Source organism: Streptomyces sp. NPDC127114, from assembly GCF_042677525.1.
Classification (GTDB): domain Bacteria; phylum Actinomycetota; class Actinomycetes; order Streptomycetales; family Streptomycetaceae; genus Streptomyces.
On sequence record NZ_JBHXTJ010000002.1, the window covers coordinates 227,063 to 247,644 of the forward strand.

The following is a 20,582-nucleotide window of genomic DNA, read 5'->3' on the forward strand; positions in this document are numbered from 1 at the left end:
GTGTCCGGGGGATCCTTTCGTCAATGGGGCGGGGGTGAAAGGGCGTACAGGTGTTCTTTGCCGAACCGATAAGCGGTGACCGGTGTGCCGCTGAGCGGAGCCTCAGCGGCCGTCGGCGAGCAGGCCGAGTGCCTCGTCGAGGGCGCGGCGCAGGGCGAGGGCGTCGGGGGCGACGGCGGTGACGAGGGCGGCGGGCCCGGCGAGCGGGGCGAGCACCGCATGGTCGCCGATGAGTCGCGTTTCCACCGTTCTGCCCGCATTGTCACCGAAGTCCGGGTCGACGACCAGGAGTTGCCCGGTGGCGCGGTGTCCGGCGAGGACCGCGGGTCCGTCCCAGCCTCCGGGGGCGCCGGGGCCGTGGCCGAGTTCCTGGTCGAGCAGGGGACGGCCGGCCCGGCGCACGGTGAGCCGGCTGACGAGGGTGCCGGGCTCCTCGGCATGGCGGCCGAGGACCTGTTCCTCACGGAGCACGAGCCGTGCGGTGGGCGCGAGTTCGACGGTGGTGCGCATCCGCAGCGCGGATCCGGCGGCGCAGACCAGCTGTTCGGGCAGCCAGCGCAGCTCGGCGCCGGCGCCGACGGAGAGCCGCACGTCGTACGAGGCGGGTGCACCGTCGGCACCGGGCAGGGCGACGGTGGCGGCTGCGGAGTCGACGAGCAGCCGGGCCCCGTCGTCCACCTGGGCCTCCAGGGCGAGCCGGTCGCCGCCGAGCGGGGCGCTCATGGCGCCGACGACGGTGACCCGGGTGTACGGGCCGGTGGCGCGGGTGCGGCGCAGCGCGAACGGCCCGGCGCTCTCCAGGACCGGGAGCGAGCCGCCGGGGCCCGCGACGATCCGGGCGGTGGCGGTGAGGCTCCGGCGGTCCGGCGCCACCGGGACGGCGAGGCTCATGCGGTCCATTCCGCGAGCCGGGCGCGGACCCAGTCCGCGACGGGACCGACGCCCTGCTCCGAGCGCAGCGAGGTGAAGGCGACGGGCAGCTCGCCGCGCTGCTCCTTGGCGTCGCGCGCCATGCGCTCCAGGTCGGAGCCGACGTACGGGGCGAGGTCGGTCTTGTTGACGACGAGCAGGTCGGCGGAGGTGACGCCGGGACCGCCCTTGCGCGGGATGTCGTCGCCGCCGGCGACGTCGATGACGAAGATCTGGGCGTCGACGAGGCCCTTGGAGAAGGTCGCGGTGAGGTTGTCGCCGCCGGACTCGACGAGGGCGAGGTCGAGCGGACCGATCGAGTCCTCCAGCGCCTCGACGGCTTCGAGGTTGGCGGAGATGTCGTCGCGGATCGCGGTGTGCGGGCAGGCCCCGGTCTCGACGGCCTGGATCCGCTCGGGCGGCAGGACGGCTTCGCGGAGCAGGAACTCGGCGTCCTCGCGGGTGTAGATGTCGTTGGTGACGACGGCGAGGGAGTACGTGTCGCGCAGTTCGCGGCAGAGCGCGGCGACGGTGGCGGTCTTGCCGGAGCCGACCGGACCGCCGAGCCCGATGCGCAGGGCGCGCCGGCTGCCGTCGGGCCGGTGGGCGTCGGCGGACACGGCGGAGCCGTGGTCGTGGCCGTGGTCGAGGTGCATGGGTGGGCTCCTTGCGGGCTCGGAGGTGGGGGGACGCGAAGGGTGTTACGAGGCGAAGAGGCGGACGGGCCAGGCCGCGTGCTGTTCGGCGGTCAGGTCGAGCAGCGGCGCCGACGCGGCGGGCAGCGAGTCCAGGCCGCAGGCCGCGTCGTCGCCGAGCGCGGCGGCGGCCCGCTCGGCGGCGTGGGCGGCGACCTCGTCCATGGCGGGGGCCAGCCGGGCGAGCACGGCGGTGGCCTGGAACGGGTCGAGGCCGAGCAGGCGCACCGCGGCGGTCGCGGGGCCGCTCACCGTCTCGTACGCGACGCAGTGGGCGGCGTCCTCGGGGCCGAGTCCGGCGGCGCGGGCGGCGGTGCCGAGGACGGCCGGCTGATGGGCGCCGCGCGGGAACGCGGCGGCCAGCCGGTCGAGTTCCGGGCCCGGCCAGGCGGCGCGGGCGGCCCGCATCAGCTGCCGGCCGAGCCGGCGGCTCGCGGCGCGCAGGGCGGGCGAGGGCGTACGGGCGTCGGCGGCGGCGTCGAGCTCGAAGGGGTCGGCGCCGAGGGCGGCGGCCGCCGCGAGCGCGGCCGAGGTGAGGCCGGTGGTGTGCAGCCGGCCGCGGCAGAAGGCCGCCAGGTCGGCGGCGTCCTTCAGCCGGCCGGCCTTGACGGCGGCCTCGGCGCCGCCGGAGTGGGCGTGCCCGCCGGCGGGGAACCGCCCGTCGGCGAGCACGAGGAGTGCGGATCGGGTCATCTTCGCGACTTCGGTGCTCAGAAGAGGAAGTAGCGCTGGGCCATGGGCAGTTCGGCGGCGGGGGCCGGTTCCACCCGTTCGCCGTCGATGGTCACCGAGAAGGTGTCGGCGTCGACCTCGACCCGGGGCAGGGCGTCGTTCTCGCGCATGTCGGCCTTGGTGATCCGTCGGGTGGATCCGATGGCGGTGAACTCCTTGTGGAGGCCGAGCTTGTGCGGCAGGTCGTCCTCGATCGCCGCCTCGGCGACGAAGTTGACGGAGCCGGCGGCCGCGGCCCGTCCGAGCGCGCCGAACATCGGCCGGGGCAGCACGGGCTGGGGCGTGGGGATGGAGGCGTTGGCGTCGCCCATCTGCGCGTACGCGATCTGGCCGCCCTTGAGGACGACGAGCGGCTTGACGCCGAAGAAGGCGGGCTCCCACAGCACCAGGTCGGCAAGCTTGCCGGGTTCGACGGAGCCGATGAGGTGGCCCATGCCCTGGGCGACGGCCGGGTTGATCGTGTACTTGGCGACGTAGCGCCGGACCCGGTGGTTGTCGGCCGTGCCGTCGCCCGGCAGGGCGCCGCGCCGCTTCTTCATGACGTGGGCGGTCTGCCAGGTGCGCATGACCACCTCGCCGATCCGGCCCATGGCCTGGGAGTCGGAGGAGATGATCGAGATGGCGCCGAGGTCGTGGAGCACGTCCTCGGCGGCGATCGTCGAGGGCCGGATGCGGGACTCGGCGAAGGCGAGGTCCTCCGGGACGGCGGGGTTGAGGTGGTGACAGACCATCAGCATGTCGAGGTGTTCCTCGACGGTGTTGACGGTGTGCGGCCGGGTCGGGTTGGTCGAGCTGGGCAGCACGTGCGGCTCGGAGACCACGGTGATGATGTCCGGCGCGTGCCCGCCGCCGGCGCCCTCGGTGTGGTACGCGTGGATCGTGCGGCCGGCGATGGCCGCGAGGGTGTCGCCGACGAAGCCGGCCTCGTTGAGGGTGTCGGTGTGGATGGCGAGCTGGGCGCCGGTCTCCTCGCAGACGTCCAGGCAGGCGTCGATGACGGCGGGCGTGGCGCCCCAGTCCTCGTGGATCTTGAACCCGAGGGCGCCGCCGCGCAGCTGGGACCGCATGGCGTCCCGGGACATGGTGTTGCCCTTGCCGAGCAGCCCGATGTTGACCGGGAAGGTGTCCAGGGCCTCGAACATCCGGGCCATGTGCCAGGGGCCGGGGGTGATGGTGGTGGCCTTGGTGCCTTCGGCGGGTCCGGTGCCGCCGCCGACGAGGGTGGTCACACCGGTGGCGAGGGCCTGTTCGACGACGGTCGGCGAGATGAAGTGGACGTGGGCGTCCACGGCTCCGGCGGTGAGGATCCGGCCGTTGCCGACGATGACCTCGGTCTCGGGACCGATGACGAGGTCGGGATGGACGCCGTCCATGGTGTCGGGGTTGCCGGCCTTGCCGAGCGCGGTGATCCGGCCGTCGCGGATGCCGATGTCGGCCTTGACGATCCCCCAGTGGTCGATGACCAGGGCGCCGGTGATCACCGTGTCGGGGGCGCCTTCGGCGCGGGTGGTGCGGGCCTGGCCCATCGACTCGCGGATGACCTTGCCGCCGCCGAACACGGCCTCCTCGCCGGCGCGGCCCGGGCCGCCGGAGCGGTCCTCCTCGATCTCGACGAGCAGATCGGTGTCGGCGAGCCGGACGCGGTCGCCGGTGGTGGGGCCGAACAGGTCGGCGTACACGGCGCGGTGCAGTTCAGGCACGGTCGCCTCCGTTCTGGTCCGTGTCGAGCGGGCCGGCGGTCTCGCCGCGCAGGCCGGGCACGATGCGGCGGCCGGCGATCGGCACCAGCTCGACCTCGACGGGGATGCCGGGCTCGAAGCGCACGGCGGTGCCGGCGGCGATGTTCAGGCGCAGTCCGCGGGCGGCGGCCCGGTCGAAGTCGAGGCCGGGGTTGGCCTCGGCGAAGTGGTAGTGGGAGCCGACCTGGACGGGCCGGTCGGCGGCGTTGAGGACGGTGAGGCGGGTGACGGGGCGGCCCTCGTTGAGTGCCACGGGCCCGTCACCGTAAAGGATTTCTCCGGGGATCATCGGTGACGGCCCGCCTTCACACGATGGGGTCATGGACGGTGACGAGCTTGGTCCCGTCCGGGAAGGTGGCCTCGACCTGGACGTCGTGGATCATCTCGGGGATGCCGTCCATGACCTCCTCGCGGGTGAGCACCTTGCGGCCGGAGGCCATGAGCTCGGCGACGGTGCGGCCGTCGCGGGCGCCTTCGAGGACGTGCGAGGTGATGAGGGCGACGGCCTCGGGGTGGTTGAGCCGCACCCCGCGGGCCCGGCGCTTCTCGGCCACGTCGGCCGCGACATGGATGAGCAGACGTTCCTGCTCATGGGGGCTCAGTTGCACGCTTCCACCTCACTGTCGTCCACCGGGCGTCACCCGACAGCAGCGGACCTTAGCGATCTTCAACATGCCGTTGAGCCACGGGAAGGGGCCGCCGGGTCAGACATTGCAGGTTAGGGCGGAAGTTTTTCCGGCTCGTTAACTCGGGCTTTGCGTCTGCATGGACATCAGGCCACGCAGCCCGTCCTCCAGGATGTCGACGCTGACGTCCCCGAAGAGCGCCTGCTGGGCGATGAATCCCTGGGCGACGGCGATGAGGGTCCTGGCCACGTGGTCGGCGGAGACGTCGGCGGTCATCAGCCCGTTCGCGCGGTAGGCGACGACGAGCTCGGACCAGGCCTCGCGCATGCCGTGGTAGCCGGTCGCGAGGGCGCGGGCGAGCCGCTCGTCGCGCAGGGTCTCGCTCCAGACCTGGAGGATCAGCCGGCCGAAGGCCTGCCGGTCGGCGCCCGGGATCCGCTCCTCGAGGAAGAGCCGCAGCACCGCGCCGAGCAGCACGTCGGGCGTGGGCGGCGGCACGGTCTTCGACGCCTCCAGGAAGGCGCCGCGGATGCCGGCGAAGGCCTCGTCGGCGATGGCCGTGATCAGCTCGTCCTTGCCGCGGAAGTAGCGGTAGACGGCGCCGGCCGAGAGACCGACCTCGGCCAGGACGTCCTGCATGGACGTCGCGTGGAAGCCGTTGCGGGCGAAGCAGCGGGCCGCGCCGTCGAGGATCTGCCGGCGGCGGGCGTCGAGGTGTTCCTGGGAGACACGGGCCATGACGCCAAACGTAAAACGAATATTCATTCTTGACAAGCGTGACCGCTCGCAGGACAGTGGGCCCGAGACGTAAAACGAACGATCCTTCTCTTTGAATCGAGGTGGGCCATGTCCGCCACAGACACCCGGAAGACGCTCGCGGTCGTGCTGCTGATCCCCGCCGTCGTGGCCTTCGCCCTCTGGGCCTTCGCCTGGCCGGCCGCCCGCACCGCCCCGCGCGACCTGCCCGTCGGCATCGCCGGGCCCGCCACCGCAGCGGCCGCCGTGGAGCAGCGCCTCACGGCTCACGAGGGCGCGTTCGAGGTGCACCGCTACGCGGACGAGGCCGCAGCCCGCGCCGCCGTCGAGGACCGGTCCGTATACGGCGCCGTCGTGATGACGCCTGCGGGTCCCCGGCTCCTGACCGCCTCCGCGGCCGGCCCCGTCGTCGCCGGGATGCTGCGCGAGGCCGTCGCCGCGCAGCTGCCGGCCGGCACCGCGCCCCAGGTCACCGATGTCGTACCGGCGCCGGCCGCCGACCCGCGCGGCGCGGTCCTCGCGGCGGGCCTGCTGCCGCTCGGCCTGGCGGGAGCCGCCTCGGGTGCCGTCACCTCGCTGATCGGACTGCGCGGCGGTCGCGCGGCGGCGGCCCTCACCGGTGCGGCGGCGTTCGCCGGCCTGGTCGGCGCGGCCCTCGCGGACAGCTGGCTCGGCGGCCTCACGGGGGCCTGGTGGGCGGAGGCCGGGGTGCTCGCACTCACCGTCCTCGCCGTCGGGGCGACCGTGGCCGGGCTCGCCGCGCTGATCGGCAGGGCGGGGCTCGCGCTCGGGGCCGTCGTCATGATCCTGCTCGGCAACCCCTCCTCCGGGGTCGCCACCGCGCCGGAACTGCTGCCCGCCCCGTTGGGCACGCTCGGCCAGTGGCTTCCGCCGGGCGCGGCGGGCACGGCGCTGCGCTCGGTGTCGTCCTTCGACGGCGCGGGCGCCGGGTCCGCGCTCCTGGTCCTGGCGGTGTGGGCGGCGGCCGGTCTGACCGCGGTGCTCGTCGGCGGGCGGCGCGCGACGGCCCGGGCGGCCGGGGCGGCTCCGGCCCCGGCGCCGCTGCCCGAGCCGGTCGGGTGAGCCGGTCCCCGAGCCGGCCGGGCGAGCCGCAGGCCTGCCCCCGAACGTCATGAGCGTGCGAGTGCCCCCGTCCTGCCGGACGGGGGCACTCACGCGTGTCAGGACCGGGAGGCGCCGGGGTCCTGGTGGTGGGCGGCGATGCCGAACCTGCGCTGTTCACCCGCAGCGGACGCCAGGCGGCCGCCGCTGGAGACCGAGCTGATCACCGGCCCCTCGGCCGCGTCCCGCAACGCCTCGAGTTTCTCCAGGTCAGCGGCGGAGACCAGGGCGACGAGCGGCTTGCCGTGGCGGGTGACGACCACGCGCTCGTCGCCGTAGACGACGCGGTTGATCAGATCCGCGAGCTCTGCGCGCGCTTGCGTCACCGGAATCTCATAGGCCATGCTCCTCATCTTACGGCCTGTACGTCCTGTACATTTTTTACAGAAGGAGGAGTGCCATGGAGAACAGCACGCGGAGCACGATGCGGTACGTCCTTCCGGAGTTCACGGAGCGCACGAGCTTCGGCACCCGCACCCTCGACCCCTACTCGAAGCTGCTCCAGGAGCGGATCGTCTTCCTGGGCACCGCGATCGACGAGACCTCGGCCAACGACGTCATCGCCCAGTTCCTGCACCTCGACTACGCGGCCCCCGAGCAGCTGATCAGCCTCTACATCAACTCCCCCGGCGGCTCGATCAGCGCCATGACCTCGGTCTACGACACCATCCGCACGGTCTCGTGCGAGGTGGAGACCACCTGCCTCGGCCAGGCCGTCGGCCCGGCCGCCGTGCTCCTCGCCGCCGGCTCGCCCGGCCGCCGGATGGCCCTGCCGGGCGCCCGGATCGTGCTCCAGCAGCCCGAGCTCGACGAGCCGTTGCAGGGGCAGCCCAGCGATCTCGACATCCAGGCCCGGGAATTGCTGCGGCAGCGCGAGCTCGTCGCCGGCCTGCTCGCCGAGCACACCGGCCGGGACCGCGCCCGGATCGACGCCGACATCGACCGGACGACGGTGCTCGACGCACCGGCGGCACGCGCGTACGGCCTGGTGGACCACGTGGTCCGCGACCGCCGCGGGTCCGCCGGCCACGGGGAGCGGTGAGGCCGCCGTGGTGCCGGAGCTGCCACCGCTGCCCGCTCTGACGCGCGCCGAGGGCGAGTTCGTGGACGCGTACCTCGAAGTCGTCGATCTGCTCGGGAGGATCAATCCATCCAGGACTTCGCATACTTATGGGGCGCTGCGCGCGGCCCAGGCCCTGGTCGGGCGGGCCTCGGCGCTCCGGGACGCGCTGACGCTCATGCACATGCGGGGCGAGAGCGAGGTCCACACGGACACACTGGCGCGAGCGCTACGGGTGTTGGACGGGGCTCGGCGATCGGACCGGGTCACCGTCCGCGAAGAGCAGACGAGTTGACACCTTCGCGTGTCGTGTCGAGGTCCACTCGGGGCACGGAAACCGCAGGATCGCTCCCTCGTTCGGCGTAGTAGACGAATCGACATAGAGCTCAGGTGAGTTGCACAACAGGTCTACGCATCTGGCGGAATCGAACGTTCCGTCGCTGGTGACGGGCTCGTCGGCCAAACCTCGCAGATCCAGAAACCCGACTGTCCACCCGTATGGATCAGTCGTGAGGAGCCTCACATATCGCCGTTTCAGCTCGGATTTCGGCCTGTGTGTGGGTCAAGATCCCTGTCGACGACAAGCCCCCGCCACCCGAGGCGGGGCGGTCCGGGCGGACGCCGAGTCCTGCCGCCGTTCCGGACGTCTGGTCGACAGGAGTGGATCGGCAGGAGTGGAGGACCCGAGCAACACGGGACGTCCGGGCAGTGGGGACGTTCCTCGGGGTGAAGCCGCGACAGCGGCCGGGCATCTTCGCCTGCCCGAACCCGACAGGTCATCCTTCACAGGCGGCTGACGAAGGGTTGCGCATGACTGCGCAGATTCATGTCCCGTCCCTGCTGTCCCGGGCCGGAGCCGTCTCGGCTCTCACCCTCGCCGCCGTCGGCGGCACGCTGCTCGCCCCAGGAGCGGCATCGGAGGCCCAGGCCGCGACCTCGTACGCCGACAGGGCGTTGAACGTCGCCGCCTCGAAGAAGGGATCGCCCTACAAGTACGGCTCGGCAGGCCCCACCAGGTTCGACTGCTCAGGCCTCACGCTCTACTCGTACAAGAAGGCGGGCAAGACACTGCCGCGCACGGCGCAGCAGCAGTACAACAAGACCCGGCACGTCTCGGCGTCCAGCCGGCAGAAGGGGGACCTGGTCTTCTTCCATTCCGGCGGGAGGGTCTACCACGTCGGGATCTACGCGGGTAACAACAAGATCTGGCACTCACCGAAGACCGGCTCATGGGTGAAGCTCGACAAGATCTGGTCGTCGAAAGTCCTGTACGGCCGGGTCCGCTGACCGGCCTGACGTCGTGACGGGCACGACCCGCACGACGGGCACGACCCGCGGGGGAAGCACGACCCGCATGACGTGGTGAACGACCCGGGAGGAGCGCCGGAGGCGCCCCGTCCCCTCCTCCCGGCCGTTCACACCGGAGACGCCTCGTGCGGCACCGCCACCGGCCACGGCAGGCCGATCGAGACCGTCTTGCCGCCCTCCGGCGTGGGCGCCACCGAGAGGCGGCCCCCCGCCTCGGCGGCCAGGTAGCGGATGATGACCATCCCCCGCCCGTTGTCCTGCTGCACGGCGGCGGGCAGCCGCTGCGGCCATCGCGGATGACTGTCGGTCACCCCGATGCGCAGCCACTCCTCCCGCTCCAGCCGGATGTCGACCGTGAAGGTCGGCGACTGGCCGAACGTGTGCTGCACGGCGTTGGTCGCCAGCTCGGACACGATCAGCCGGACCGCGTCCGCCGTGTCCGTCGCCTCGTCCAGCCCCCAGGAGACGAGCACCTCGGCGACGTACTTCCGAGCGGCGGAGACCGAAGCGGGATCGCTCGGCAGCGTGACGGTTGCTTCCTGGTGGTCTGCCATGGCGACGCCGTCCCTTTCCCACCGGGCCCCGCCCGGATTGCGCTTCGCGTCAGACTGCCACCGATGCCGCCGCGACGGGCGGCGATCCACCAGATATACGGATATCTGTCGCCCGAAGCAGTGAACCGTGCGACGGGCGAGCGGATATCGACGCGGCGAGGGCGGATGGCGTCAGGACGGCAGGGGTCAGGACGGCAGGTGTCAGAACGGCCGGGCTTCCGGACCACCCGCGTCAGGACTGCCGGCTTCCGGACCGCCCGCGCCGGGACCGCACGCGTCCGTCCGCGCGGCGGGCGGTCGCCGCCAGGACGAAGGTGATGCTGATCAGCAGGGACCAGGCGCCGAACTTCTCCACCCCGACCGGCTCCCACCCGTGCAACTGGTACGGATAACGCCAGGCACCCACGTAGGTGGCGAGGTTCTCCGCCAGCCACAGGAAGAAGCCGATCAGGACGAACGACAGCGCCAGCGGCATGCGCAGGCGCGCCCCGCGTACCGTGAAGCGCACGGAGGTGCCCGCGGTCACGGCCAGGAGCAGGGCGGCCAGCGGCCAGCGGGCGTCCGGCAGCCAGTGGTGGGTGAAGAAGTTGAGGTAGATCGCCGCGGCCACCACGGCGGTCGACCTGGGCCGGTAGCGGACCAGGTCCAGGTCGAAGAGACGCCAGGCCCGGCAGACGTAACTGCCGACGGCCGCGTAGAGGAACCCTCCGTACAGCGGAACCCCGGCGAACTTCAGCACCGCGGGCTCCGGATAGCTCCACGAGCCGAGGGAGACCTTGACCAGCTCGAAGGCCAGGCCGATGACGTGGCAGACGCCGATGACGGCGATGTCCCGCCCGCTCTCCCAGCCGCGCAGCCAGAAGAGCAGGGTGAGCAGCACCCCGTACGCGACGAGCAGGTCGTAGCGGGCCACCGGGAGCCCGGTGAGCAGGGTGGACGCCGCCACGCCGGACAACAGCGCGATCGCGAAGGCGCAGGCGCGGGTCTGCGTCCAGGCGAAGGCGAGCAGGCGGCGGAAGGACGAGGCCAGGGTCTCTGTGAACGGTCCGCTGAGGCTGAACATGGTGCGCTGGAGGACGCACGCGGGGGCGCGAACGGTTGCGGGAACGCCCGGACGCGCCCCTTCCCCGTGTTACGACACGAAGCCGATGACACCGAATCCCGGGCGGGACTCCACGTGACGGAGCCAGCCGATGACGTCCATCACCGCGTCGACGACCTCCGGATCGAGCGGCGGCGCGTGGCCGTCCGCCTTCGTCCGCTCGAACTGCTCCAGCGCCGCCAGGCACTCCTCGTGCGTCCACTCGCCGCACCGCGGCAGGTCGTACCGCGGCAGCGGGTCGGGCATCCCTCCGCCGTAGCCGAACTCCGCGACCGACACCGCCGTGATCCGCAGTGCCGTCAGCCCCTCGTCGACCATCTCCAGCCAGTCGCCGCGGAACGGCGAGAAGGAGGAGTTGTCGAGGAAGGAGCCGGTGAGGGAGCACAGGCGCTTGTACGCGTAGCCGTACTGGAAGACATGGTGCTGCTCCGCCTCGAAGGGACCGCCGTGCACCACCGTGCGCAGTGCCTCGTACGCGCTGGGCGCGCCGTCCTCGATCTCGGAGGAGAACCAGTCGTCGTCGTGCGCGAGCTGATCGGCGAAGCGCTCGCGGATGATCTCGAGCAGCTGCTCGTCACCGGAGCCGACGAGGGCCCGCGCCGCCTTGGGGTCGATCAGGTAGACGCTCAGGGAAGAACTCATGCGGTCAACCTAGCGAGCGGCACTGACAACGCGTGACCGGCCGTCAGTCCGCCGTCTCCGCCGCGCCGGTCGGCGCGGTACGGACGATCGTCGCCACGGCTCGCTCGATCTGCGCGTCCGTCAGGTCGGCGCGCGCCGTCAGGCGCAGCCGGGAGATGCCGTCCGGCACCGACGGAGGCCGGAAACAGCCCACGCCGAGGCCCTGTTCACGGCAGTCCGCCGCCCACCGCAGGGCCTCGTTCGGTCCCGGCGCGCGCACCGACACCACGGCCGCGTCCGGGCGTACGGCGACGAGACCGGCCTCGGTGAGCAGGCGGTGCAGGGTGCCCGCAACGGTACGGGCCCGGGCCGCGAGGGCCGGCTCGGCCGCGATCAGGCGGAGGCTCGCGAGCGCGCCGCCGGCCGCGGCGGGCGCGAGCCCGGTGTCGAAGATGAAGGTGCGGGCCGCGTTGACCAGGTGCTCGATCACCCGGGCCGGGCCGAGCACGGCGCCGCCCTGGCTGCCCAGGGACTTGGAGAGCGTGAGCGTCGCGACCACGTCCGGGTCGCCCGCGAGCCCCGCCTCGTGGACGGCGCCGCGCCCGCCGTCGCCGAGCACGCCGAAGCCGTGGGCGTCGTCGACGACCAGGCCCGCTCCGTGCTCCCGGCAGGCCGCCGCGAGTCCGGCGAGCGGCGCCCGGTCGCCGTCCACCGAGAAGACGGAGTCGCTGACGACGAGCGCCCGGCGGCCCGGGTGCGCGGCCAGCGTCTTGGTCACCGCCGCCGGGTCGGCGTGCGGGACGACCGCCGTCTCGGCCCGGGACAGCCGGCAGCCGTCGACGATCGAGGCGTGGTTGGCGGCGTCGGACACGATCAGGCCGTCACGGGCGGACAGCGCGGTGAGCGCGGCCAGGTTCGCCGTGTAGCCGGAGGAGAAGACGAGTGCCGCCTCGAAACCGCAGAACTCGGCGAGTTCGCGTTCGAGCCGGGCGTGCAGCCGGGTCGAGCCGGTGACGAGGCGTGAGCCGGTGGAACCCGCGCCCCAGCGGCGGGCCGCCTCGGCCGCCGCCGCGGTGATCTCGGGGCGGTGGGTCAGGCCGAGGTAGTCGTTGCCCGCGAGGTCGAGGAGGTCGGACTCGGCGGCGCGCGGGCGCAGGGTCCGTACCAGCCCCGCCTCGGCGCGCCGGCGCGCGGCGGCCTCGGTCCAGCCGAAGGCGGCCCGGCGCGGGTCCGTGCCGTCCCGCGGGTCCCCGTTCGGGGCCGACACGTCCTGCGGGTCCTCGGCGTACGGCGGCATGGCGGATCCTTTTGTAGGCAGCGCACAGACCCTAACCGGATCCGGCCGAGGTCAAGGTGTGGCCATACACACACCTCAAACGACGGCGTTTGTTCGGATCCTCCTTGGCCGCGGGGCGTGCCGTAGGCCAGGATCAGCGCTTATGGACCTGCTGAACACGCTGGTGGAGAAGGGGCTGCGGCGCGAGTCGCCGACCCGTGAAGAAGCGCTCGCCGTGCTGGCGACCTCCGACGACGACCTGCTCGATGTGGTGAGCGCGGCCGGCAAGGTGCGCCGTCATTGGTTCGGGCGGCGGGTGAAGCTCAACTATCTCGTCAATCTGAAGTCCGGTCTCTGCCCCGAGGACTGCTCGTACTGTTCGCAGCGGCTCGGCTCCACGGCCGGGATCCTCAAGTACTCCTGGCTCAAGCCCGACGAGGCCTCGGCCGCCGCGGCGGCCGGCGTCGCGGGCGGCGCGAAGCGGGTCTGCCTGGTGGCGAGCGGGCGCGGCCCGACGGACCGGGACGTCGAGCGGGTCGGCAGGACCATCGAGGCGATCAAGGAGCAGAACGAGGGCGTGGAGGTCTGCGCCTGCCTCGGCCTGCTCTCCGACGGCCAGGCGGAGCGGCTGAAGGAGGCCGGCGCCGACGCGTACAACCACAACCTCAACACGTCCGAGGGGACGTACGGGGAGATCACCACCACCCACACCTACGCGGACCGCGTGGACACGGTGCAGAAGGCGCACGGCGCCGGCCTCTCCGCCTGCTCCGGGCTCATCGCGGGCATGGGCGAGACCGACGAGGACCTGGTCGACGTGGTGTTCGCGCTGCGCGAGCTCGACTCGGACTCGGTGCCGGTCAACTTCCTCATCCCGTTCGAGGGCACCCCGCTCGCCAAGGAGTGGAACCTCACCCCGCAGCGCTGTCTGCGGATCCTCGCGATGGTGCGGTTCGTCTGCCCCGACGTCGAGGTGCGGATCGCGGGCGGACGCGAGGTCCACCTGCGCACGATGCAGCCGCTGGCGCTGAACATCGCCAACTCGATCTTCCTCGGCGACTACCTCACGAGCGAGGGCCAGGCCGGCAAGGCCGACCTGGAGATGATCGCCGACGCCGGCTTCGAGGTGGAGGGCGCGGGCACCACCACGCTGCCCGCGCACCGCGCCGACGTGGCGGCGGCCTCGGCCGCCGCGGCGGGCGGAGGCTGCGGCTCGCACGCGGAGGCGGGTGCGGGCTGCGGTTCGCACGCGGAGGCCGGCGGTGGCTGCGGTTCGCACGCGCAGGCCGGCGGCGGCTGCGGCCCGTGCGGTGGCGCGGCCCCCGAGGCGACGCCTGCCGCCGAGGCGCCGGCCGACGCGGAGGCGCCGGCCGCCTCCGGGGCCAGGACGGACCTGGTGGCGGTGCGCCGCCGCGGTGCGGGCACGGACCTCGCCCCGAATGCGTAACGACGAACTCCTCGCCCTGGACCGGGCGCACGTCTGGCATCCGTACGGCCCCATGCCCGGCCGTACGGAACCGCTGGTCGTCGCGTCCGCGTCCGGGGTACGGCTCCGGCTCGCCGAACAGGTCGAGGGACGGACCGAGTTGGTCGACGGCATGTCGTCGTGGTGGGCGGCCGTCCACGGCTACAACCACCCGGTGCTCAACGAGGCGGTGCGCGACCAGCTCGACCGCATGAGCCACGTCATGTTCGGCGGGCTCACCCACGAGCCCGCCGTGCGGCTCGCCGCGCGGCTCGTGGAGATCACGCCCGAGCCGCTGCGGCATGTCTTCCTCAGCGACTCCGGCTCGGTCTCGGTCGAGGTCGCCGCGAAGATGTGCCTGCAGTACTGGCGCTCGGTCGGCCGGCCGGGCAAGCGGCGGCTGCTCACCTGGCGCGGCGGCTACCACGGCGACACCTGGCAGCCGATGTCGGTGTGCGACCCCGAGGGCGGCATGCACGAGCTCTGGTCGGGTGTGCTGCAACGGCAGGTCTTCGTGGACGCCCCGCCGGCCGGGTACGAGGAGTCGTACGCCGAGCTGCTGCGCGAGGCGATCGGGCGGCACGCCGACGAACTGGCCGCGGTGATCGTGGAGCCCGTGGTGCAGGGTGCCGGCGGTATGCGCTTCCACAGTCCGGAGTACCTGCGGGTGCTGCGGGAGGCGTGCGACGCGCACGACGTGCTGCTGATCTTCGACGAGATCGCGACGGGGTTCGGGCGTACGGGCGCGCTGTTCGCCGCCGACCACGCCGGGGTCTCCCCCGATGTGATGTGCCTCGGCAAGGCGCTGACCGGCGGCTATCTGTCGATGGCGGCGACGCTCTGCACGAGCCGGGTCGCGGAGGGCATCTCGCGCGGCGAGGTCCCCGTCCTCGCCCACGGCCCGACCTTCATGGGCAACCCGCTGGCCTCGGCGGTCGCCCTCGCGTCGATCGACCTGCTGCTCGGTCAGGACTGGCGGGTCGAGGTCAAGCGCATCGAGGCGGGTCTGCGCGAGGGGCTCGCCGGCGTGGCCGGTCTGCCGGGTGTGCGTGACGTCCGCGTCCTCGGCGCGATCGGCGTGGTCCAGCTCGACCACGAGGTCGACATGCGGGCCGCGACCCGCGCAGCCGTCCGGCAGGGCGTCTGGCTCCGGCCCTTCCGCGACCTCGTGTACACGATGCCGCCATTCGTGACGGGCGACGAGGACGTGTCGCGCATCTGCGAGGCGGTACGGGCGGCGGCCGTCGCGGGCTGAGCCGGCACTCCGACGGGCCGCGTCCCGTCGCACCGCAGTCTGTTTCACGGAAAGAAGAGGACATCCCCTTGAGCGTCATCGTCATCACCGGCACCGGCACCGAGATCGGCAAGACCGTCGTCACCGCGGCCGTCGCGGCCCTGGCCGCCGCCGGCGGGCGGTCCGTCGCCGTGCTCAAGCCCGCGCAGACGGGTGTCGGTGCCGGGGAGGCGGGCGACGCCGACGAGGTCGTGCGGCTGGCGGGCGCGGCGGTGACGGGCGCTGAACTGGCGCGTTATCCGGAGCCCCTGGCTCCGGACACCGCGGCGCGCCGGGCCGGGCTCGCGCCGGTGGCGCCCGCGGAGGTCGCGGACGCGGCGCGGAAGCTGGCGGAGGAGCACGACCTGGTCCTCGTGGAGGGCGCCGGCGGGCTCCTCGTACGGTTCGACGAGGACGGCGGGACGCTCGCGGACGCCGCGCGGCTCCTCGGCGCCCCGGTCCTCGTCGTCGTCCCCGCCGGTCTCGGCACGCTCAACTCCACCTCCCTGACCGCGGAGGCGCTGCGGGCGCGCGGCATCGAGCAGCTGGGCGTGGTGATCGGCAGCTGGCCGGAGGCGCCGGACCTGGCGGCGCGCTGCAATCTGACGGATCTGCCGAAGGCGGCGGGCGCCCCGCTCCTCGGGGCGGTGCCGGAGGGGGCGGGCGCGCTGGCGCCCGAGGCGTTCCGGGCGGCGGCGCCCGGCTGGCTGGCGCCGGCGCTGGGCGGCGCCTGGGACGCGGCCGGGTTCACCGCGACGGCCGGCGCCTGATCCACGGACGCCCGGCACCGGCCGCCGCCGGGCCGCGCGCCGCACGGCCCCACGGCCCCACGGCCCCACGGCCCACAGCCCGACGGCCCACAGCCCCGCGGCCCCGCGGCCCGAGGCCTAGGCTGGGCCCATGCCTCGTGCCCGTGTTCAGGAGATCGTCTTCGACTGCGCCGCCCCGGCCGCCCTCGCGCGGTTCTGGTCGGCGCTCCTGGGCGGGGCTCCGGTCGACCGGAGCCCGGACTGGTCGTACGTCGACCCGCCCGGGTTCGTGCGCCTCGCCTTCCAGCGGGTCCCGGAGGGCAAGGCGGTGAAGAACCGCGTCCACCTGGACCTGGAGGTCGGCGATCCGGCCGCGGCGGCCGAGGAGGCGCTGCCGCTGGGCGCGAGCCGGTCCGGCGGGATCGTGACGGACGAACAGGGTGCGTTCCAGGTGATGCGGGATCCGGAGGGCAACGAGTTCTGCTTCGTGACAGGCTGAAGGTCCGTCAGGCGCGCGTCCGGGGCGCGCCGGGCCCGATCCTGGAGGTAGTGCCGTGGTGTCGCCGTTCCGCTTCGCCGTCAACATGCTCAGGCCCGGCTCGGGCGGGGAGTGGCGGAGCCGCTGCCGCCGGGCCGAGGAGCTCGGTTACGACCTGATCCTGGTCGCCGACCACCTCGGGATGCCCGCCCCGTTCCCCTCGCTGGTCGCGGCGGCGGAGGCCACCACCCGGCCGCGCCTGGGAACCTTCGTGCTCAACGCGGGTTTCTGGAACCCGGCGCTGCTGGCCCGTGAGGTGGCCACGACGGCCGCTCTGACCGGCGGCCGGCTGGAGCTCGGTCTGGGTACGGGCTACGTGCGCGCCGAGCACGAGGAGGCGGGGATCCCGTTCCTGCCGCCGGGCGAACGCGTCGCCCATCTGGCGCGCACCGTCGAGGAGTTGGCCGGGGCGCTGAAGGGCGACGGGACGAGCCCCCGCACCCCGCTGCTCGTCGGCGGCAACGGCGATCGCGTGCTGCGGCTCGCGGCCCGGCACGCGGACGTGACGGCGTTCAGCGGCGGGCGGTTCACCGGCGAATCGGTGACGGTGCTGACCGCCGAGGAGCTGGCCGGGAGGGTCGGGACGTACCGGGGCTTCGAGGCGGAGGCCGGGCGGGAGCGCCCGGCGGAGCTCAATCTGCTGCTCCAGCGCGTCCTCGTGACCGACGACCCGGCCGCGGCGGTGGCGGACTTCCTTCCGCTCGTCCCGTATCTCACCGAGGAGCAGGTGCTCGACCTGCCCATCCTCGCGATCGGCACGGTACGGGAGATCGCCGACCGGCTGACGGCACTCCGCGAGCGGCTGGGGCTCTCCTACTTCACGGTCCTGGACGACGCCATGGAGGCCTTCGGTCCGGTGATCGCCGAACTGCGCGGGCGCGAGCGATCCGGGCACGCGGCGTCCTGACCGGTGAAACGCGCTCGACCTCCGGCGCAGCCGGTGGTGGGATGCGGGCATGGACGATCTTCGGATACGGGCCGCGGTCGCGGCCGACATCGACGCGGTGCTCGCCTTCTGGAAGGCCGCCGCCGAGGGCACGAGCATCAGCGACGACCAGGCGGGCGTCGCCCGGCTCGTGGAGCGGGACCCCGAGGCGCTGCTGCTCGCCGAGCGGGCCGGTGAGCTGGTCGGGACGGTGATCGCCGGGTTCGACGGCTGGCGCTGCCATCTGTACCGGCTCGCCGTCCACCCCGGGCACCGGCGGCGCGGCATCGGCGGCGCGCTCCTCGCGGCGGCCGAGGAGCGCTTCGTACGGCTCGGCGGGCGGCGCGCGGACGCGATGGTCCTCGACCGCAACGCGCTCGGGCGGGCGGTGTGGCGGGCGGCCGCGTACGGCCCGGAGGAGCAGTGGACGCGCTGGGTGAAGCCGCTGCCGGCCTGACCGGGCCGCCCTCCCACCCGCCGGGCCGGTCGGCCCCCGCCGGCCACCGCGCCGCCACCGCTTTGCCGATCCTTTACCATGGGTGGGCAGAATCCGATCATCCGACCGAAAGGTGTGAGCGTCCGCCCATGGGCGAGCCTCCCAGTAGCCGTTCCCGCTTCCGCAGCCGACATCGCGCGGTCCTCCCTCCTCTGAGTGATCATGGGACTCACCCGGGGAAGGAGGTGAACCGATGACCGAGGTACTGCTGCTCCTGGTGGCGCTGCTGCTCGCCGTGGCGTGCGGTGCGTTCGTCGCGGCCGAGTTCTCGCTGACCACCGTCGAGCGCGGCGAGCTCGAGGCCGCGGCGGAGCGCGGCGAGCGCGGCGCGGCCGGCGCGCTGAAGGCGGTCAGGTCGCTCACCTTGCAGCTCTCGGGCGCCCAGCTCGGCATCACCGTCACCAATCTGGTCGTCGGCATGCTCTCCGAGCCCTCGATCGCCGCGCTGATCCGCGGGCCGCTGGAGTCCCTCGGCTTCTCCGAGTCGGTCGCCTCCTCGCTCGCCCTGGTGATCGGCACCGCCCTGTCGACCGTGGTCCTCATGGTCGTCGGCGAGCTCGTGCCCAAGAACTGGGCGATCTCCTCGCCGCTGGCGGTCGCCAAGGTGGTGGGCAACCCGCAGCGGTTCTTCACCGCCGCCTTCAAGCCGCTGATCAGCCATCTGAACAACACGGCCAACCGGGTCCTCCGCCGGCTCGGCATGGAGCCGACCGAGGAGCTGGCCTCCGCCCGCTCCCCGAAGGAGCTGGTGGCGCTGGCGCGGCACTCCGCGAAGGAGGGCGCGCTGGAGGCGGACACCGCCGAGCTGTTCGTCCGCACGCTGAACCTGGCGGAGCTGACCGCGGAGAACGTGATGACCCCGCGCGTCCAGGTCACCGCCCTGGACGTGCAGGCCACCGCCGAGGACGTCGCCAACGCGACGCGCGCGACCGGCCTGAGCCGCTTCCCCGTCTACCGCGGCAGCCTCGACTCGGTCGTCGGCATCGCGCACATCAAGGACGTGCTGGCCATACCGGCCGACGAGCGGCGCCTGCGCCCGGTCGGCGACATCCTGCGCGAGCCGCTGCTCGTGCCGGAGAGCCTGACCGTGGACAAGCTGCTCGACCGGCTCTCCGGGAAGCAGACCATGGCCGTCGTCATCGACGAGTACGGCGGCACGGCGGGCGTCGCGACGCTGGAGGACATCGTCGAGGAGGTCGTCGGCGAGGTGCGCGACGAGCACGACCCGCACGAGACGCCGGACCTGGCACGGGCGGGCGAGGACGCCGACGGCCGCGAGCTGTGGTCGGCGGACGGCGCCGCCCGCACCGACCAGCTGCAGACCATCGGCCTGAAGGTGCCGGAGGGCCCGTACGAGACCCTGGCGGGCGTGCTCGCCACCGAGCTCGGCCGGATCCCGGCCGTCGGCGACAGCATGGAGCTGGCCGGCTGGCGGCTCGACGTGGTGGACGCCTCCGGGCGGCGCGCGGCGCGCGTGCTGCTGCACGCCCCGCTCCCCCGCTCCGGAGACACGGACGAGGAGGCCGGCCGATGACCGCGATCCAGCTGCTGATCGGCCTGGCGACCCTGGTCGTCAACGCCTTCTTCGTCGGCGCCGAGTTCGCCATGATCTCCGTGCGCCGCAGTCAGATCGAGCCGCACGCCGAGTCCGGCGACCGGCGGGCGCGCAGCGTCATCTGGGGGCTCGAGCACGTCTCGGCACTGCTCGCCGCCGCCCAGCTCGGCATCACCCTGAGCACCCTGGTGCTCGGCATCGTGGCCGAGCCGGCCATCGCGCACCTGCTGGAGCCGGTGTTCGACGCCGTCGGCGTGCCGCACGGCCTGGTGCACCCGATCTCGTTCGTCATCGCGCTCACGCTCGCCACCTACCTGCACATGCTGCTGGGCGAGATGGTGCCGAAGAACATCGCGCTGGCCGAGCCGACCCGCACGGCGCTGCTCCTCGGCCCGCCGCTGGTGGCCCTCACGCGGGCGCTGAAGCCGGTGATCTTCTCGATCAACGCCTTCGCCAACGGCATCCTGAAACTGCTGCGGGTGGACGCCAAGGGCGAGGTGGCCGCGACGTTCTCGGACGACGAACTGGCCCGGATGGTCACCGACGCCGGCGACGCGGGTCTGCTCGACGACCGTGCCGCCGAGCGGCTGCACGACGCCCTCGAACTGGGCCGGCGCCCGGTGCGTGACGTCGTGATGCCGGTGGAGAAGGTCGTGTACGCGCAGGTGGGCACGACCGCGGAGGAGATCGAGGCGCTGTCCGCGCGCTCCGGGTTCTCCCGCTTCCCGGTGGTCGACGCGGACCGCGGGATCCTGGGCTATCTCCATGTGAAGGACGCCCTGGACATCTCGCCCCGGGACCTGCCGTTCCCGGTGTCGGCGATGCGGCCGATCGCCCAGGTGAAGGCGGCGACGCCGCTGGACGACGTGCTGACGGCGATGCGGCGCAGCCGTACCCATCTGGCGGCGGTCGTCGACGAGGACGGCAAGCTGGCCGGTCTGGTGACGATGGAGGACGTGCTGCGCGAGCTGGTGGGGCGCCCCTCGGCGCCGTAGGCCTCGCCGCTCCGCCGGAGGGCCCGGGACGCGAGGCGCGTTCCGGGCCCTTCGCGGTCGCGGCGCGGTCCGCCTCCGGTCCTCGG

24 protein-coding genes and 1 riboswitch are annotated in these 20,582 nt (G+C 73.3%); of the genes, 12 read left to right on the top strand and 12 right to left on the bottom strand.

Annotation, left to right across the window (positions count from 1 at the left end):
• Window positions 1-102: 102 nt before the first annotated feature.
• The 7 genes from ACFVGS_RS03100 to ACFVGS_RS03130 all read right to left on the bottom strand — a co-directional run bounded on the left by ACFVGS_RS03100 (window position 103) and on the right by ACFVGS_RS03130 (window position 5,439).
• Complete coding sequence (locus ACFVGS_RS03100; RefSeq protein ID WP_384419200.1) at window positions 103-891, bottom strand: urease accessory protein UreD; 789 nt, start codon at window positions 889-891, stop codon at window positions 103-105.
• The gene (gene ureG, locus ACFVGS_RS03105) at window positions 888-1,565 is read right to left on the bottom strand and encodes an urease accessory protein UreG (RefSeq protein WP_385689841.1); all 678 of its coding nucleotides are present in this window, start codon (window positions 1,563-1,565) and stop codon (window positions 888-890) included. Before ureG ends, ACFVGS_RS03100 begins: the two co-directional genes overlap by 4 nt.
• A 45-nt stretch (window positions 1,566-1,610) precedes the next feature.
• Window positions 1,611-2,297: an urease accessory protein UreF gene (locus tag ACFVGS_RS03110; RefSeq protein ID WP_384419203.1), complete on the bottom strand. Its 687-nt coding sequence runs from the start codon at window positions 2,295-2,297 to the stop codon at window positions 1,611-1,613.
• Between the two features lie 17 nt (window positions 2,298-2,314).
• Window positions 2,315-4,036: an urease subunit alpha gene (locus ACFVGS_RS03115; RefSeq protein ID WP_385689844.1), complete on the bottom strand. Its 1,722-nt coding sequence runs from the start codon at window positions 4,034-4,036 to the stop codon at window positions 2,315-2,317.
• On the bottom strand, window positions 4,029-4,364 hold the full coding sequence (locus ACFVGS_RS03120) for an urease subunit beta (RefSeq protein WP_385689846.1): 336 nt from the start codon (window positions 4,362-4,364) through the stop codon (window positions 4,029-4,031). The genes ACFVGS_RS03115 and ACFVGS_RS03120 overlap by 8 nt, the downstream gene beginning before the upstream one ends.
• Before the next feature lie 16 nt (window positions 4,365-4,380).
• Window positions 4,381-4,683, bottom strand: a complete 303-nt coding sequence (locus ACFVGS_RS03125; RefSeq protein ID WP_384419212.1) for an urease subunit gamma — start codon at window positions 4,681-4,683, stop codon at window positions 4,381-4,383.
• A 135-nt stretch (window positions 4,684-4,818) separates the two neighbouring features.
• Window positions 4,819-5,439: a TetR/AcrR family transcriptional regulator gene (locus ACFVGS_RS03130; RefSeq protein WP_384419215.1), complete on the bottom strand. Its 621-nt coding sequence runs from the start codon at window positions 5,437-5,439 to the stop codon at window positions 4,819-4,821.
• Between the two features lie 108 nt (window positions 5,440-5,547).
• Here ACFVGS_RS03130 and ACFVGS_RS03135 point away from each other — a divergent pair, with 108 nt between their 5' ends.
• Window positions 5,548-6,540 (top strand): ABC transporter permease, encoded by a 993-nt coding sequence (locus tag ACFVGS_RS03135; protein ID WP_385689849.1) that lies wholly within the window; start codon window positions 5,548-5,550, stop codon window positions 6,538-6,540.
• 98 nt (window positions 6,541-6,638) lie between these two features.
• Here ACFVGS_RS03135 and ACFVGS_RS03140 read toward each other — a convergent pair whose 3' ends face one another.
• Window positions 6,639-6,923 carry a type II toxin-antitoxin system Phd/YefM family antitoxin gene (locus ACFVGS_RS03140; RefSeq protein ID WP_384419220.1) on the bottom strand — a complete coding sequence of 95 codons (285 nt, stop codon included), beginning with the start codon at window positions 6,921-6,923 and terminating at the stop codon, window positions 6,639-6,641.
• Between the two features lie 56 nt (window positions 6,924-6,979).
• Between ACFVGS_RS03140 and ACFVGS_RS03145 the strand changes: the two genes are divergently transcribed.
• The 3 genes from ACFVGS_RS03145 (at window position 6,980) to ACFVGS_RS03155 (ending at window position 8,926) form a co-directional block, all read left to right on the top strand.
• The gene (locus ACFVGS_RS03145) at window positions 6,980-7,621 is read left to right on the top strand and encodes an ATP-dependent Clp protease proteolytic subunit (RefSeq protein WP_385689852.1); all 642 of its coding nucleotides are present in this window, start codon (window positions 6,980-6,982) and stop codon (window positions 7,619-7,621) included.
• A 7-nt stretch (window positions 7,622-7,628) separates the two neighbouring features.
• Window positions 7,629-7,934 carry a hypothetical protein gene (locus ACFVGS_RS03150; protein WP_384419226.1) on the top strand — a complete coding sequence of 102 codons (306 nt, stop codon included), beginning with the start codon at window positions 7,629-7,631 and terminating at the stop codon, window positions 7,932-7,934.
• Window positions 7,935-8,248: 314 nt separating this feature from the next.
• Window positions 8,249-8,446, top strand: a riboswitch (cyclic di-AMP (ydaO/yuaA leader).
• A 3-nt stretch (window positions 8,447-8,449) separates the two neighbouring features.
• Window positions 8,450-8,926 carry a C40 family peptidase gene (locus ACFVGS_RS03155; RefSeq protein WP_384419229.1) on the top strand — a complete coding sequence of 159 codons (477 nt, stop codon included), beginning with the start codon at window positions 8,450-8,452 and terminating at the stop codon, window positions 8,924-8,926.
• Between the two features lie 128 nt (window positions 8,927-9,054).
• On the opposite strand, the gene ACFVGS_RS03160 is transcribed toward ACFVGS_RS03155, so the two are convergent.
• From ACFVGS_RS03160 to ACFVGS_RS03175, 4 genes are all read right to left on the bottom strand, one after another.
• Entirely contained in the window at window positions 9,055-9,501 is a 447-nt protein-coding gene (locus ACFVGS_RS03160; protein ID WP_384419232.1) for an ATP-binding protein, read from the bottom strand.
• Between the two features lie 232 nt (window positions 9,502-9,733).
• Complete coding sequence (locus tag ACFVGS_RS03165) at window positions 9,734-10,564, bottom strand: DUF817 domain-containing protein (RefSeq protein WP_384419235.1); 831 nt, start codon at window positions 10,562-10,564, stop codon at window positions 9,734-9,736.
• A gap of 69 nt (window positions 10,565-10,633) precedes the next feature.
• Window positions 10,634-11,245 carry a hypothetical protein gene (locus ACFVGS_RS03170; protein ID WP_384419238.1) on the bottom strand — a complete coding sequence of 204 codons (612 nt, stop codon included), beginning with the start codon at window positions 11,243-11,245 and terminating at the stop codon, window positions 10,634-10,636.
• Window positions 11,246-11,288: 43 nt separating this feature from the next.
• Window positions 11,289-12,521, bottom strand: coding sequence for an 8-amino-7-oxononanoate synthase (locus ACFVGS_RS03175; RefSeq protein ID WP_384419241.1), 1,233 nt, complete (start codon window positions 12,519-12,521; stop codon window positions 11,289-11,291).
• Window positions 12,522-12,663: 142 nt separating this feature from the next.
• Here ACFVGS_RS03175 and bioB point away from each other — a divergent pair, with 142 nt between their 5' ends.
• From bioB to ACFVGS_RS03215, 8 genes are all read left to right on the top strand, one after another.
• The gene (bioB, locus tag ACFVGS_RS03180; RefSeq protein ID WP_385689856.1) at window positions 12,664-13,947 is read left to right on the top strand and encodes a biotin synthase BioB; all 1,284 of its coding nucleotides are present in this window, start codon (window positions 12,664-12,666) and stop codon (window positions 13,945-13,947) included.
• Window positions 13,940-15,220 (top strand): adenosylmethionine--8-amino-7-oxononanoate transaminase, encoded by a 1,281-nt coding sequence (locus ACFVGS_RS03185; RefSeq protein ID WP_384419246.1) that lies wholly within the window; start codon window positions 13,940-13,942, stop codon window positions 15,218-15,220. Before bioB ends, ACFVGS_RS03185 begins: the two co-directional genes overlap by 8 nt.
• 68 nt (window positions 15,221-15,288) lie before the next feature.
• Entirely contained in the window at window positions 15,289-16,008 is a 720-nt protein-coding gene (bioD, locus tag ACFVGS_RS03190) for a dethiobiotin synthase (RefSeq protein ID WP_385689859.1), read from the top strand.
• 130 nt (window positions 16,009-16,138) lie between these two features.
• Window positions 16,139-16,486 (top strand): VOC family protein, encoded by a 348-nt coding sequence (locus tag ACFVGS_RS03195; protein WP_384419251.1) that lies wholly within the window; start codon window positions 16,139-16,141, stop codon window positions 16,484-16,486.
• Between the two features lie 55 nt (window positions 16,487-16,541).
• A complete protein-coding gene (locus tag ACFVGS_RS03200) occupies window positions 16,542-17,432 on the top strand; it encodes a TIGR03621 family F420-dependent LLM class oxidoreductase (RefSeq protein ID WP_384419253.1) in 891 nt (296 codons plus the stop codon).
• A 49-nt stretch (window positions 17,433-17,481) separates the two neighbouring features.
• A complete protein-coding gene (locus tag ACFVGS_RS03205; protein WP_384419256.1) occupies window positions 17,482-17,907 on the top strand; it encodes a GNAT family N-acetyltransferase in 426 nt (141 codons plus the stop codon).
• 232 nt (window positions 17,908-18,139) lie between these two features.
• Complete coding sequence (locus ACFVGS_RS03210) at window positions 18,140-19,480, top strand: hemolysin family protein (RefSeq protein WP_384419259.1); 1,341 nt, start codon at window positions 18,140-18,142, stop codon at window positions 19,478-19,480.
• Complete coding sequence (locus tag ACFVGS_RS03215; RefSeq protein WP_384419262.1) at window positions 19,477-20,496, top strand: hemolysin family protein; 1,020 nt, start codon at window positions 19,477-19,479, stop codon at window positions 20,494-20,496. Before ACFVGS_RS03210 ends, ACFVGS_RS03215 begins: the two co-directional genes overlap by 4 nt.
• The last annotated feature ends 86 nt before the right edge of the window (window positions 20,497-20,582 follow it).